The organism is Gordonia sp. SID5947 (assembly GCF_009862785.1).
In the GTDB taxonomy this organism is placed as follows: Bacteria; Actinomycetota; Actinomycetes; order Mycobacteriales; family Mycobacteriaceae; genus Gordonia.
Genome location: NZ_WWHU01000001.1, coordinates 2,624,375 through 2,637,416 on the forward strand (window position 1 = coordinate 2,624,375; position 13,042 = coordinate 2,637,416).

The window sequence follows — 13,042 nt, forward strand, 5'->3', positions numbered from 1 at the left end:
ACCGATGAAAATTGTGAAAACCCGGCCTGCCTGCTGTGATGTCGCCGAGTTCACGTTTCGGGTTCATCCGCCCGACTGACCCGGCGGTGTCCTCACCCGGGCATATGCGCCCGCTCACCGTCATGGTCCAGGATCGACACGATCTCGGCGGGCCCGTCGACCGCCGTCATCCCGTGCGGAACCATCGTGGAGAATTCGGCCGCCTGCCCCGGGGGCACGAGGATCACCCGCTCGCCCAGATGCAGCCGGATCGTCCCGGTGATCACCGTGAACCATTCGCGACCCGGATGCACGCCCAGATGATCGGGATTCACGTGATGCTCGGGCGTGATCCGCATCTTCGCCACCGTCACCCCGCCCGGCGCACCGTCACGCGAGAGCTTCCACATGGTCATGCCCGCCGACGTGTGCGGCTCGGGCCGGATCACCACGTCCTCGTCGCCGACCGGTTCGACGAGCTGATCGAGTGAGGTGCCGAGCGCACGGGCGATCGGAACCAGCTGATCCAGCGCGACTCGCCGATGACCCGTCTCGATCCGACTCAGGGTCGACGGACTGAGGAAACAGCGCGCGGCCATCGAGTCGAGCGTCCAGCCCTTCGCCATACGGAGACCACGGATGCGCTGGCGGACGACGGCATCAATTTCTTGCTCCATACGCAAGACTATATGCGTATCACGCATGACGGCGCTACCCTCGAACATATGACGCACTCCCACGACACTCATCACCGCGCGCCCGGGGACGCACACGGACACCAGCACGGTCACGGACACCAGCACGGACACGGCGGCCATCCCGATGTCGACACGATGGCCCGGGTCCTCGACCTCGACGCCGCTGTGAACGGCCACTACCTCGACGAGGTCGCCGCCCGGATCGCCGCACGGGTGAACGAGCCCCGGACCATCCTCGATCTCGGCTCCGGGACCGGCACCGGAACCCTGGCACTCGCCCGGCGTTTCCCGGCGTCGCAGATCGTCGCGCTCGACAACTCGGCCGAGTTACTCGAGCGGGTCGCCGGATCAGCGCGACAGGCCGGACTCGACGGTCAGATACGGACCGTGGCCGCCGACCTCGACACCGCACTCCCTGACGAGATCACCGACGTCGACGTCGTGTGGGCTTCGTCGACACTCCATCACTTCGCCGACGCGGAAGGGCTGCTCCGCTCGGCATTGCAGGCCCTGCGCCCGGGCGGGGTCCTCGCCGTCATCGAGATCGCGGACCCGCCGACCTTCCTGCCGGCGGGCTCCGCCGACGGTGAGATGGAGTTGCGACTGCGTGCGGCGATCCTGGGACGCGGGTGGAACGGCGGATGGAACGAACGACCCGACTGGGCGCCGACCATCACCGCGGCCGGATTCGAGATCGTTGAAACCCGCGACATCGACACCGATCTCGACAATCCCCCGGCCGCGGCCACCGACTACGCGGTCGAGTGGCTGTCCCGGGTGCGCTCTGGTCTCGCCGATGTCGCCACCACCGAAGACCTGGCCGCCGTCGACCGCATCCTGAGCGACGACGACCCCAGCTCCCTGCGTCGACGCGACGACCTGGTCGTCCGCAGCAGCCGCATCGCCTGGATCGCGCGGCGGCCCGAGAACTCCTAGACAGACCTAGTCGAAAGCGAGAACAACCATGAACAGCAACCACTTCGACGTCGCCATCGTGGGCGGCGGACCGGCGGGACTGAGTGCCGCGACCACCCTGGCACGGTCGCTGCGATCCGTCGTGGTCCTCGACTCGAACCGCCCCCGGAACGCACCCGCCGACGGAGCACACAACGTCCTCGGTCACGAGGGCATCCCTCCCCTCGAACTGCTCGAGAAGGGTCGCGCCGAGGCCCGCGGCTACGGAGTCGACATCCGCACCGCGGAAGTGCTCGACGGCACGCGTGACGCGAACGGCGGCTTCGACCTCACCCTCGACGATGGCACCGTCATCACCGCCCGACGGATCGTCCTCGCGTCGGGCCTCGTCGACGAACTGCCGGAAGTCCCCGGCGTGCAGGAACTCTGGGGATCGTCGGTGCTGCACTGCCCGTATTGCCACGGGTACGAGGTCCGCGGTCGCCGGATCGGGATACTCGGCACCAGCCCGATGTCGGTGCACCAGACGCTGATGTTCCGCCAGCTCAGCGACGACGTCACCTTGTTCACGCACACCATCCCCGACATCGGAGCCGACGAGGCCGAACAACTCTCGGCGCTGGGGGTGACCGTCGTCGACGGCCTCGTCGACCGTCTCGACATCGCCGACGACGCGGTGCGCGCGGTGGTGCTGGCCGACGGCTCCGAGGTGGAGCGCGACGCCGTCGTGGTCGCGCCGCGATTCGTCGTCCGGTCGGAACTCTTCACCCGACTCGGCGGGTCGCTTGCCGATCACCCGATGGGCGGTCAGTACGTCGCAACCGGTCCGATGGGAATGACCGACGTCCCGGGCGTGTGGGCGGCAGGCAACGTCGCCGACCTCGCCGCGACGGTCGCAGTGTCGATGGGCGCCGGCGTGAACGCAGGCGCAGCCGTCAACGCGGACCTGATCGTCGACGACGCCCGCGCCGCGGTCGAGGCTCGCCGCGCCGCCTCGGTGGACGTCTAGTCATCACCACGCAGTTCGTCCCCCGCTTGCGTTCGTCCTCCGAACGCAAGCGGGGGACGAACGTGTCTGCGGGGGACGAACGCTGGGTGGATCAGGCCGGGAAGCCGTCGAGCACGGTCCGGGACGACGAGAGGCCGAGCCGTGTGGCACCGGCCGCGATGAGCTCGGCCGCGAACTCCGCGGTCCGGATTCCGCCACTCGCCTTGACGCCGACCCGGTCGCCGACCGCGGCGCGCATCAACCGCACCGCCTCGACGCTCGCGCCGCCGGACGGGTGAAAACCGGTGGAGGTCTTGACCATCGCTGCCCCCGCCTGCACCGCGCGGCGGCACACCTCGGTGACGGTGTCCGGGCCGGCCAGCTCCAGCAAGGCCGCGGACTCGATGATGACCTTCAGGACGATGCCCTCGCCGACCGCCTCCCGCACGGTCAGAACGTCGGCGAACACCTCGTCGAACCGGCCGTCCGCAGCCGCGCCCACGTCGATCACCATGTCGACCTCGTCGGCCCCGGTGTCCACGGCCAGCCGCGCCTCGGAGGCCTTGACCAGTGAGTGATGCTTGCCAGACGGGAACCCGGCGACCACACAGGTCTTCTGGTCTCCGGTGTCGATCGGCAGCATCGACGGCGACAGGCAGACCGCGTAGACGCCGAGTTCCGCGGCCTCCGCGACCGTCGACTCGGCCGCGGCGCGGGTCGCCTCGGGCTTGAGCAGGGTGTGGTCGATGATGGCCGCGACGTCGCGGCGGGTCAGGTCGCTGGTGGTCACACAGACGAGCTTGGCACACTGACAGATGTGGCAGTACCCGAGACATCCCCCGCACCGACAACCGCCGACCGAGCCGAGCCCGAACATCGGTACGTCCTGACGCTCGGTTGCCCGGACCGCACCGGCATCGTCGCGCGGATCTCCGGCTTCCTGGCCGAGATCGGCGGCTGGATCACCGAGGCCGGGTATCACTCCGATGCCGAGACGGGTTGGTTCTTCACCCGTCAGACCGTGCGCGCCGAATCGGTGGCGATGGGTGTCGACGAGATGCGGACCCGGTTCGCCGACGAGGTGGCGGCCGAGCTGGGGCCCGGCACCGAATGGAGGCTCACCGACACCGGGGCCCCGAAGTCGGTGGTGTTGCTGGTCAGCAAGGAAACCCACTGCCTCGTCGATCTGCTGGGCCGCGCCCACCGGGGCGAGCTACCGGCCGATGTCTCCGCCGTGGTCGGCAATCACCGCGACCTCGAGGATCTGGTCACACGTTTCGACGTGCCGTTTCACCACGTGCCGTTCGCGCCGGACAACAAGGCCGCCGCTTTCGACGAGGTGCGCCGCGTCGTCGAGGGCTACGACCCGGATGCCGTGGTGCTCGCGCGCTTCATGCAGATCCTGCCGCCGCAGTTGTGCGACGCGTGGTCGGGTCGGGCCATCAACATCCATCACAGCTTCTTGCCCAGTTTCATCGGTGCGCGCCCCTATCATCAGGCGTTCGCACGCGGTGTGAAGCTGATCGGCGCGACCTGCCACTACGTGACCGCCGACCTCGACGCGGGCCCGATCATCGAACAGGACGTCATCCGCGTCGACCACAGCGACACCGTGGCCGACATGGTGCGTCAGGGCCGCGACATCGAGACGCTGGTGCTGTCGCGTGGTTTGCGGTGGCACCTCGAGGACCGCGTGCTCGTGCACGGCCGGAAGACCGTGGTGTTCACCTGATCCTTCGTGACGCTTCGCTCCTCAGGAAACAGAAAAGACGAGCGAGCTTGCGAGCGTCACCCGCTCCCTGAGGAGCGAGCTTGCGAGCGTCACGAAGGGTCCTCTCAGAAGTCGAATCCGCCGAAGTCGCCGCCACCGTCGAAGAACCCGCCTCCGCCGTCACCACCACCGTCGAAGAACCCACCTCCGCCGTCGCCGCCATCGCCGCCGAAGTCACCGCCTCCGTCGCCACCGTCGCCTCCGCCGTCGAGTGCCCCGGCGTCGGAACCGTCACCGGCACCGCTCTCGAAGGCGTTGGCGTCGTAGTTGACACCGGCCATGCCGGAGAACATCGCGGAGAACAGGAACATCGAACCGATGCCCCACGCACCTGCGACCAGCGCCGGCTTCCACCATGGCTCGGAGTACCAACCCGCGGGCACCGGACGACCCGCGACGCGACCGCCGGGGTAGTAGTTCGGCGTCCTCGATGACGGGCCGGGCGATGCCTCCACCTGCCGGCCTTCGAAGTCGACGGTGCGGTCCTCGGTGACCGCGCCCGCGCTCTTCTGGCCTTCGAGTTCCGGGATGGGAGGACCGGGATCGAGGTTCATCGCGGTGCGCGCGGCCCGTGCGTAGTAGAGACCCTCGATCGCGGTCTGTTTGGCCAGTTGTGCCTGGGCGACACTGTTGGCCTGCTCGATCTGCGATCCGGCGGCGTTGTACCGCTCGCCCGCGTCGGCAAGCGCCTGCTTCGACGCGGGACCGTCGCCGACCAGCATGAAGACTTGGCCGCCGAGACGTTCGATCGCCTGGCGGGCGTCTGCCTTGGCGTCGTCGAGCGAGCGCGCCGCGTTGGCACCCGATCGCTGCTGGGACATCACCACGATGCCCACGACCACCAACACCACGAGAGCGATCAGGATCAGTGCGCTCATATTTTCCTCCGTCTGGGTACACCTCACCCGTCAGCTCGGGAGCCGTCGGCACCCCACCAGACCGGTAAAATCGGACATCCCCCAGCGTACCGACGAGACGGCGGCGTGGACGTCGCCGCAGGTCCCGACCCCGGGCGCACGCCGGAGCGCGACGAGTCGGGCCGCGCATCACAGTCGCCCGGCCCGCTCTCGCCGACGGCAACCGGAATCCCTTCGAGAGCAACACGGATCTCACCGAGAGCAACATCCCCCGGCACCGCGGTCGCGCACCGGTACGCAATCAGGGGATCTGAATATCGTCGTCGAGGCCCAGAGGTGGTGCTGTCGACGGGATTCGGGTTGCTGTCGGCGAGATACCGGTTGCTGTCGACGAGATACCGGTTGCTGTCGGCGGTGAGGCGTCAGGCCGCCTTGCAGTCGCCCGATCCGCCGCCGACCTGCCCGTCGAGCTTCACGTCGTCACCGTCGACGGCGAAGTCGACGCCCTGGTCGGTCACCTTCAGGTTCTTCACGGTCACCTGATTGAGCTGCCCGAAGAGCGACTCGGTCACACTGTCGACGACCTGCTGGGCGAAGTCCGCGGGGATACCGAAGATGAACGCGTTGGCCTTGACGACCTCGAAGTGCACGTGCCCGTCCTGCAGAACCGGTTTGATCGTCGTCGAGACCGGGATCGGCAGGAACGCGAGTTGCACCGACGAGTCCACCTGGATCGTCCCGTCGGCGGCATTGCCGGTCATGGAGTCGATGGTGGCTCCCTGCATCAATCCCGCCGCGCCCGACTGGCCGGCACCCGACGCCGACGAGTCGGCGCCTGATGTCATGGATTTGCTCATCGCGACCACGCGGTCGAACGGGACGAATCCGGTACCGACAAGCGAGTGGATGGTGGAGCTGTCGCCGTCTCCCTTGATGCCCTCGGCTCGTGCGTGCAGGCGCATCTCTCCGGGCTTGTCGGCCGTGTCGATCTGCACGAACGGGATGTCGTTGCCAAAACCTTGCAGCAGCATCGGCTTTCGGCTCAACGACACCGACGTTTCCGTCCCGGTGAGGTCAGAGAAGGCACTCTGCATGCAGTCGGTGGCCTTGTTACGCAAGTACAGCTCGCTGCCGACGGCAGCGATGACGAGCAGGATGACCAGCGCCGCCGACGACGCTGCGATGATCTTGCCGGTGCTGCGTTTACGCCGTGCGGGCGCTGTGGTCACCACGCCGGGATCGGCGTTCGGCGGGATGGGGGCGAATCCGTCGGAGGGGCCGAATCCCGTCGTCTCGCCCTGATCCTCGAATCGGGTGGTCCCGGTGCGGCCGACCTGGGAGTAGGCGCGGGGGCCTCCTCGGTCGACGGCGGGGCGAACTGTGTCGTGTGCTCACCGGTATCGGTCGGTTGCGGGCCCGCGTCGCCGGGCTGCTGACCCACGGGCTGCTCACCCACAGGCTGCCCAGCCGCGGGCCGCTCGCTGCCGGGTTGCTCGCCACCGGGTTGCTCGCCACCGGGTTGCTCGCTGCCGGGCTTCGCCGCGTCGGGGTTCTCGTTGTGGCTGTTCTCGCTGTCGGTCATGTCGTGAGGTCCTCAGTTGTGATAGGTGCCGAGGCCGGTCGGATAGGCCGTTGATTGGTGAGAACGGCCAGGGTGCTTCGGGCCTTCTCCACTGCGCGAGTATCGATGTCGTGGACGCCGATATGCACGCCTCCGTCGTACGCTGCGACCACGCTACCGAAGGGATCTGTGAGTTGGCTGTGTCCTGTGCCGGTGGGCGCAGACGACTCGCGAACCGACGAATCCGCAGGCAGCGCTTGTCCGACCGCGGCGATGAACGACGTCGAATCCAGCGCGCGTGCGGTCGCGAGCACCTCCCACTGGTGGACCTTGCCCGGCCCGGCGCCCCACGACGCCGGCACCACGATGAGTTGCGCCCCGCGCGATGCCAGCTCGGTGAACAAGGCCGGAAAGCGGATGTCGTAGCAGGTCGCGACACCGACGGTGACGCCTCCGACCTCGAAGGTGAGCGGCTCCTCACCCGGTGCGACGGTGCGGGACTCGGCGAAACCGAACGCGTCGTACAGATGGATCTTGTCGTAGGAGAGCCGGGTGCCGTCTGGCCGGGCGATCACCAGCGTGTTGCGCACACGATCCCCAGCCGGGGTGAACATCCCCGCGATCACCGTGATCTCGTGTCGCGCCGCGATCTCCGACACCGCCGTCGCCCACGGTCCGTCGAGGGGTTCGGCCACCGGGCCGAGCGGCACGCCGAAACGGCACATCGTCGCCTCGGGCAGCACCACCAGATCCGCCCCGCCGTCCGACGCCGTGTGGGCCGCCGACTCGACCAACTCCAGGTTGGCGGTCGGGTCGGTACCCGATGTGATCTGCGCCATCGCAATTCGCATGGGCACCAGGGTAGCCACCGGCACCGCGGTGACAACCATCTGTTCGAACGGCTCCGCCGCGGCATCTGTTCAAACGGCTCCGCCGCGGCATCCGTTCGAACGTACGACGACGAGGTCGCCTACCTCGGTGCGACCTCCGACCACGGCACCGTCAGGACGTTGTCGACGCTGCGGCCCCGGGGAATCGCGACATCGATCCCCTGTGCCCGAAGCAGCGTGAGCGCCTGCCGCCAGCGAATCCGCGGTCCGTAGGCTGCGTGCGTCGCGGCCACGTCCCAGCACCGATCGGCGAGTTGCAGGAGCCGGTGGACGCCTTCGCCGGGCACGTTGCGGTGGATCAGCACCTTGGGCAACCGCTCGGCGAGGTCGGAGGGATGGCCCGTGTGCTCGGGCGACCAGCACAGCGTCAGCGTTCGCGGTCCGTCCGCATCCAGTAGCACCCAGCAGCATCGACGGCCGATCTCATCGCAGGTGCCCTCGACGATGAGCCCGCCCGGTGCGAGGGCCGCCCGCATCTGCGCCCATGCCGCCCGCACCTCGCCCTCGTCGTATTGGCGCAGGACGTTGAAGGCCCGGACGAGATTCGGGGCGAGTCCCGCCAGCTCGAAACCTCCGAGCGCGAACCGAACGCCATCGCGAGGTGCGACGACGCGTTCGGGATCGATCTCGAGGCCGACCATCTCCAGGTCGGGAGCGACCGTCCGCAGACGCCGCGCCATCTCCACCGCGGTATCGGGACGGGCGCCGTAACCGAGGTCGACGACGACCGGTCGCGGTGCGTCGAGGGCCCGCACGATGGCCGCATCGTGGGTCATCCACCGATCGACCCGGCGCAGACGGTTGATGTTGGTGGTGCCGCGTGTGATCCGACCGGAGGGCCCCGCGACCGTGGGCCCGACGGCATGCGATCAGAGGTTTTTCGTGACCCAGTCGGCCGCGTATTCGGCCTCGGCCCGGAACAGGTCAACCAGATTCACCAGCATCAGCTGCTCGAGCTTGCCGTTGACGAACGGGATGAAGACCTTGACCTCGCTGGTCTTGCGGATGGTGCAACCGGTCTCGGTGGGGAAGAGCTCCTGCCAGCCGTTGAGACTTCCCGGCCCGGCAGGGATGGAGGCGCTGTAGTTGCCCTTGGTGTTGTCCGGATCGAACACACCGAACGACTCCTCGCGGGTGATGACCATGTCCTTCATCAGGACGGTCTGTGCGAGCGGTGGGAGCTGGTCGCGACCGATCGTCTGCTTGAGGACGACCTTCATACCGGTCTCGTCAGAGGTGAAGGACTCGACCTCGCAGTGCGGCGAGATCATCTGGAAGCCCGCCATCATGTCCTCCCAGTACTGCCGGGTGTTCTGCGCTTGATAGAGCGTCTCCGCAGGATGGGTGAAGCGCGCCGAGTAGCTGAGCCGTCGTGCCATGGCGACCAGGCTACGTTACCGATTCGTTGCTTCCCAAGTCACCGTCTGCTCGCGCTCGGAGTCCAGCAGCTCGACGAGCTGGTCGATGATGGCCTTCTCGATCTTGCCGCCGACAAACGGGACACCGACCTCGACGTCGGCCCGGTAGGTCGCCGACGCCGGGTCGCCACTCACGACCAGGGTGCCGTCGACCTTGGCAGGCGCCCCCGCAACCGTGGCCGTGATCTCGCCGGTGATCTGATCGCCGGCGAGCGTGAAGGTGCTGCGGCGCGGGATCTCGAGATCGCCGGGTCGCACCTTGGTGACGATGGACGGCAGCTTCTCCTCTGGTACGCCCTGCTGCATGGCGACCGTGATGGTGTCGTCGACGAACTCGAACGACTCGAGTTTGCCGTGACTCGAGTTGATCGCCTCGAGGAGATCGCGCCAGTACTGCTCGGTCGAGAGGACCTCCCAGAGCCGCTGTACTCCGAAGGGGTAGGACACCGCGTGCTCCATCGTGCTGGCCATGAGGGGGAGAGTACCGGACCACCGAAATGCCGCTACGGTTACTCGGGTGACCGACTCAGGGGTGAACCGACCAGCACCGACAGCTCACGGCACCCGCCTCGCCGAGCTCACCACACTGCGCCTCGGCGGTCCGGCGCGCGCGGTCGTGCGCTGCCCCGACACCCGCAGCCTGGTCGACGAGATCACTGCCCTCGACGCCCGCGCCGAACGCACCCTGCTGATCGGCGGCGGCTCGAATCTGGTGATCTCCGACGACGGTTTCGACGGCACGGCAGTCCTCATCCGGAGCTCTCGCATCGAGTTCGGTTCCGGCCGGGAATCGGGCCGCGCGTATGTCACCGCCGACGCCGGTGTGGACTGGGACACCCTCGTGGCCACCACCATCGAACAGGGTTTCGGTGGGCTGGAATGCCTTTCGGGCATTCCCGGCGCCGCCGGCGCCACCCCGGTGCAGAATGTCGGCGCATACGGCGTGGAGGTTGCCGATCTGCTGCGATCCGTGCAGGTGTTCGATCGCCGCGCGGGGCAACTGCGGTGGGCGGCGCCGACGGAACTCGGATTGGGTTACCGCACCAGCAGTCTCAAACATCGCGACGACCACGTCGTCGTCGCGGTCTCCTTCTGGCTCAACGACGATCGCATCAGTCAGCCGCTGCGATATCGCGAGTTGTCGGCCGCACTCGGCGTCGATGCGGGCGAACGCGCGGATGCCGGCGACGTCCGCGAGCAGGTGCTCGCCCTGCGCCGCGGCAAGGGAATGGTGCTCGATCCGGACGACCACGACACGTGGAGCGCCGGATCGTTCTTCACCAACCCCATCCTCCCCGCGGATGAGGTCGGCACCCTCGATCGCATCCACGACCGTGTCGGCCGCGACATCACCGTCCCCACCTATCCGGCGGACGATGGCGTGAAGCTGTCGGCAGGCTGGCTGATCGAGCGCGCCGGGTACGCGCGCGGGTATCCCGGTCCTTCGTCCCCGGTCCGACTGTCCACGAAACACACTCTCGCACTGACCAATCGCGGTGATGCCACCACCGATGAACTACTCGGCCTCGCGCGTGACGTCCGTGCAGGCGTTCAGGAAGCGTTCGGGGTGACGCTGCACCCCGAGCCCGTCCTGGTGAACTGTTCGATCTGACCCGCGCGGTCAGCCCACCGAACTCGACGCTCGCACGGATGCCGCCACGATGTCGTCGAGGATCTGGTTGAATCGCACGTCCGCCTCGATACTCGACATGTGCCCGACACCGTCGAGGACGATCAGGTCACGAAGACTTCCGTTGCGCCGCAACACATCCGCCATCTGCTCGGCGTGCACCGGCGGAGTCAGCCGATCGTCGGTACCGACGACGACGGTGGTCGGCACCGACAGCGCGTCGAGCCCCGCGGTCACGTCCAACTTGCCCATCGCCGAACCCCAGCCGGCCCGCGACCGCGGCGGGCAGGTCGCGATCATCTCGTCGACGAAGTCGACATGGGCCTTCCGCGCGTTCGGGCCCAGCGCGATGTAGTGCGAGAACCTCGAACCGTAGGGGGTGCGAGGGATCGGCATGGGCGTCGAGGTGAACAACTTGCTCACGGCCGACTCGAAGGGTTTGGTGTAGCGCGGTAGATCGACCGGGATCAGCAGATGGTTCTGCATCACGGCCTTGGCCGCGGTGGAGGTCAGCACGACTCCCGACACGAGCCGGCCCACCTTCTCGGGGTGTTGCGCTGCCCAGGACATGATCGTCATGCCACCCATGCTGTGCCCGACGAGGATCGCGCGGCGGCCCTCCGGGACCACCGACGACAGCACCGCGTCGAGGTCCTGTCCCAGCATCGCGATGGTCGGCCGAGTCCGGCCGAGTTGACTCGTGCCATGGCCGCGCTGGTCGTATGCCACCACGTCATGGGTGCGTGCCAGGTGGTTGATCTGCGGGTACCAGTACGCGATGTTGCAGGTCCAGCCATGCACCATCACGATGATGTCGCCGTCGGCGGCCTCCGACGGGCCGTAACGCTCGACGTTCAGGCGGACGTCGCCGACCGCCTCGACCGGGATGCGTTCGGGCTCGACGGTGGGCGCCGCGAGCAGATCGTCGGGGCCGTCGTCGACGGCACGTTCGGCACGGAACGCGTCACGTGCCAGGCCTGCGAAGATCGTCCCGACGCCTACTGCGATCACGCCCGCGCCCGCAGCCGCAACCGCCCCCGCGCCGATTGCCAGTGATCGTCTGTTCATCATCTTCCCCTCGTGCTGCCGAACTCAGTCCGTGCGGTCGGCGACGGTCCGTGTCTCCCCGGTCTGCTCGCCGGCCTCCACGGCGCCGGCGTCGTCGTCGCGATCGACTGCCGCTGCCGCTGCCGGTCCGACCGGCTCCCCGTCCACGGCCGATGCGTCGAAGTACGTGCTGGCCTCACCGATCGCCACCGAGATCTGTTTGTCGAGCGCCTGCCGAAAGGTCGACTCGACGATCTCGTGCGCCATCGGCCGGACGGTCTGGATCAACTCGGCCATCTTGCTGACCTGCTCCTCACCCAGATCGGGCAGGTTCTCGTCGAAATACTTGTCGGTGATGATCGAGACGAAGCTCTTCGCGACGTCCTCCAGATCGTCCTGGACGCGGACCCAGCGGTCGAGCAGGACGTCGATGTCGACGCCGGCCTTGACCAGGGTCTCCGCGCCTTCGAGCAGCTCGGGATTGCGGATCGCGTAATGTGCGCCGTCCTTCGCCAGCAGTCCCAGCTTCTGACTCAGCGCGATCGACCGGTCGGTGGCGTTCAAGGTCTTGCGCAACTCGGTGATGGTGATGGTCGCCGCGCGCTTGAAGTTGCGGAACCGACCGCCCTTCGGGGTGCCGCGCAGGATCTGCTCCACCCGCATCCCGTAATGCGCCGCGTGCAGCAGCTCGCTGATGGTGGCGAAGGTGTACCCGCGTTCGAGCATGCGGGAGATGAGGTTCAACCGGACGAGGTGCTCATCGGAGTACCACCCGGTGCGCCCGCGGATGACCGGCGCAGGAAGCAACCCGCGGTCTTGGTAGACGCGGATGTTGCGCACGCTGACCCCGGACGCCTCAGCCAGGTCGTTGATCCGATACTCGGCCATTTCGCCAGTGTATTCAGTCGCGACCGATGACCCTAACGACCGGCCGCGAGTTGCCGGGAGGGATCCGTCACGCCTTCTTGCTGAACCACCGCTTGCCCTGGATGTCGTCGATGCGCGGTCGCACGTCGACGAGATAGACGAGCATGGCCACCACCCCGATCAGACCGAGGAAGTTCACCGCGCCGAACAGCCAGATGAACAAGGTCGCGGCCGCGAGGATCGCCACCCAGATGACCTTGCTCTGCCTGTCCACGGCGGGAAACGCATCGGACCGCTGGAGAGCCGCATGCAGCAATGCAACTGCCGACGCGACGCCGGCGATCACGGTCAAGGCCAGCAGGATCAGGTTTTGCCCGTAGGCCATCACACTCAGAAGGTCCACGCCCCCACCTTAGACATG

15 protein-coding genes are annotated in these 13,042 nt (G+C 67.6%); 4 read left to right on the top strand and 11 right to left on the bottom strand.

The window, feature by feature from the left end; all coding sequences use genetic code 11:
* Positions 1-92: 92 nt before the first annotated feature.
* Positions 93-656 carry an XRE family transcriptional regulator gene (locus GTV32_RS12180; protein ID WP_161060537.1) on the bottom strand — a complete coding sequence of 188 codons (564 nt, stop codon included), beginning with the start codon at positions 654-656 and terminating at the stop codon, positions 93-95.
* A gap of 48 nt (positions 657-704) precedes the next feature.
* Here GTV32_RS12180 and GTV32_RS12185 point away from each other — a divergent pair, with 48 nt between their 5' ends.
* Both GTV32_RS12185 and GTV32_RS12190 read left to right on the top strand, forming a co-directional pair.
* A complete protein-coding gene (locus GTV32_RS12185; RefSeq protein WP_161060538.1) occupies positions 705-1,613 on the top strand; it encodes a class I SAM-dependent methyltransferase in 909 nt (302 codons plus the stop codon).
* A gap of 28 nt (positions 1,614-1,641) precedes the next feature.
* Positions 1,642-2,601: an NAD(P)/FAD-dependent oxidoreductase gene (locus GTV32_RS12190; RefSeq protein WP_161060539.1), complete on the top strand. Its 960-nt coding sequence runs from the start codon at positions 1,642-1,644 to the stop codon at positions 2,599-2,601.
* A 91-nt stretch (positions 2,602-2,692) separates the two neighbouring features.
* Here the strand turns inward: GTV32_RS12190 and deoC are convergent, their stop codons facing one another.
* Positions 2,693-3,370 carry a deoxyribose-phosphate aldolase gene (gene deoC, locus GTV32_RS12195; protein ID WP_343287306.1) on the bottom strand — a complete coding sequence of 226 codons (678 nt, stop codon included), beginning with the start codon at positions 3,368-3,370 and terminating at the stop codon, positions 2,693-2,695.
* 27 nt (positions 3,371-3,397) lie between these two features.
* On the opposite strand from deoC, the gene purU reads away from it, so the two are divergent.
* A complete protein-coding gene (gene purU / locus GTV32_RS12200) occupies positions 3,398-4,312 on the top strand; it encodes a formyltetrahydrofolate deformylase (protein WP_161060541.1) in 915 nt (304 codons plus the stop codon).
* A 104-nt stretch (positions 4,313-4,416) separates the two neighbouring features.
* Here purU and GTV32_RS12205 read toward each other — a convergent pair whose 3' ends face one another.
* The 6 genes from GTV32_RS12205 to GTV32_RS12230 all read right to left on the bottom strand — a co-directional run bounded on the left by GTV32_RS12205 (position 4,417) and on the right by GTV32_RS12230 (position 9,548).
* A complete protein-coding gene (locus GTV32_RS12205) occupies positions 4,417-5,229 on the bottom strand; it encodes a DUF1542 domain-containing protein (protein WP_161060542.1) in 813 nt (270 codons plus the stop codon).
* A gap of 401 nt (positions 5,230-5,630) precedes the next feature.
* Positions 5,631-6,437, bottom strand: coding sequence for an LmeA family phospholipid-binding protein (locus tag GTV32_RS12210; RefSeq protein ID WP_161060543.1), 807 nt, complete (start codon positions 6,435-6,437; stop codon positions 5,631-5,633).
* Between the two features lie 349 nt (positions 6,438-6,786).
* Entirely contained in the window at positions 6,787-7,620 is an 834-nt protein-coding gene (locus GTV32_RS12215) for a carbon-nitrogen hydrolase family protein (RefSeq protein WP_161060544.1), read from the bottom strand.
* A 119-nt stretch (positions 7,621-7,739) separates the two neighbouring features.
* Positions 7,740-8,486 (bottom strand): class I SAM-dependent methyltransferase, encoded by a 747-nt coding sequence (locus tag GTV32_RS12220; protein WP_161062491.1) that lies wholly within the window; start codon positions 8,484-8,486, stop codon positions 7,740-7,742.
* Positions 8,487-8,528: 42 nt separating this feature from the next.
* Positions 8,529-9,038, bottom strand: coding sequence for a DUF2505 domain-containing protein (locus GTV32_RS12225; protein ID WP_161060545.1), 510 nt, complete (start codon positions 9,036-9,038; stop codon positions 8,529-8,531).
* Positions 9,039-9,053: 15 nt separating this feature from the next.
* Positions 9,054-9,548, bottom strand: a complete 495-nt coding sequence (locus GTV32_RS12230; RefSeq protein WP_161060546.1) for a DUF2505 domain-containing protein — start codon at positions 9,546-9,548, stop codon at positions 9,054-9,056.
* A 46-nt stretch (positions 9,549-9,594) separates the two neighbouring features.
* Between GTV32_RS12230 and GTV32_RS12235 the strand changes: the two genes are divergently transcribed.
* Complete coding sequence (locus tag GTV32_RS12235; protein ID WP_343287307.1) at positions 9,595-10,689, top strand: UDP-N-acetylmuramate dehydrogenase; 1,095 nt, start codon at positions 9,595-9,597, stop codon at positions 10,687-10,689.
* 9 nt (positions 10,690-10,698) lie between these two features.
* Here the strand turns inward: GTV32_RS12235 and GTV32_RS12240 are convergent, their stop codons facing one another.
* The 3 genes from GTV32_RS12240 to GTV32_RS12250 form a co-directional block, all read right to left on the bottom strand.
* On the bottom strand, positions 10,699-11,775 hold the full coding sequence (locus GTV32_RS12240; RefSeq protein ID WP_161062492.1) for an alpha/beta hydrolase: 1,077 nt from the start codon (positions 11,773-11,775) through the stop codon (positions 10,699-10,701).
* Positions 11,776-11,799: 24 nt separating this feature from the next.
* Complete coding sequence (locus GTV32_RS12245) at positions 11,800-12,642, bottom strand: MerR family transcriptional regulator (RefSeq protein ID WP_237421532.1); 843 nt, start codon at positions 12,640-12,642, stop codon at positions 11,800-11,802.
* A gap of 67 nt (positions 12,643-12,709) precedes the next feature.
* The gene (locus GTV32_RS12250; protein WP_161062493.1) at positions 12,710-13,006 is read right to left on the bottom strand and encodes a DUF2516 family protein; all 297 of its coding nucleotides are present in this window, start codon (positions 13,004-13,006) and stop codon (positions 12,710-12,712) included.
* Positions 13,007-13,042 lie beyond the last annotated feature (36 nt).

Bases quoted from the DNA above. Each gene is read 5' to 3' on its own strand.
- GTV32_RS12180 (WP_161060537.1), bottom strand. From the start codon at position 656: ATGGAGCAAGAAATTGATGCCGTCGTCCGCCAGCGCATCCGTGGTCTC.
- GTV32_RS12185 (WP_161060538.1), top strand. From the start codon at position 705: ATGACGCACTCCCACGACACTCATCACCGCGCGCCCGGGGACGCACAC.
- GTV32_RS12190 (WP_161060539.1), top strand. From the start codon at position 1,642: ATGAACAGCAACCACTTCGACGTCGCCATCGTGGGCGGCGGACCGGCG.
- GTV32_RS12205 (WP_161060542.1), bottom strand. From the start codon at position 5,229: ATGAGCGCACTGATCCTGATCGCTCTCGTGGTGTTGGTGGTCGTGGGC.
- GTV32_RS12215 (WP_161060544.1), bottom strand. From the start codon at position 7,620: ATGCGAATTGCGATGGCGCAGATCACATCGGGTACCGACCCGACCGCC.
- GTV32_RS12225 (WP_161060545.1), bottom strand. From the start codon at position 9,038: ATGGCACGACGGCTCAGCTACTCGGCGCGCTTCACCCATCCTGCGGAG.
- GTV32_RS12230 (WP_161060546.1), bottom strand. From the start codon at position 9,548: ATGGCCAGCACGATGGAGCACGCGGTGTCCTACCCCTTCGGAGTACAG.
- GTV32_RS12240 (WP_161062492.1), bottom strand. From the start codon at position 11,775: ATGAACAGACGATCACTGGCAATCGGCGCGGGGGCGGTTGCGGCTGCG.
- GTV32_RS12245 (WP_237421532.1), bottom strand. From the start codon at position 12,642: ATGGCCGAGTATCGGATCAACGACCTGGCTGAGGCGTCCGGGGTCAGC.
- GTV32_RS12250 (WP_161062493.1), bottom strand. From the start codon at position 13,006: ATGGCCTACGGGCAAAACCTGATCCTGCTGGCCTTGACCGTGATCGCC.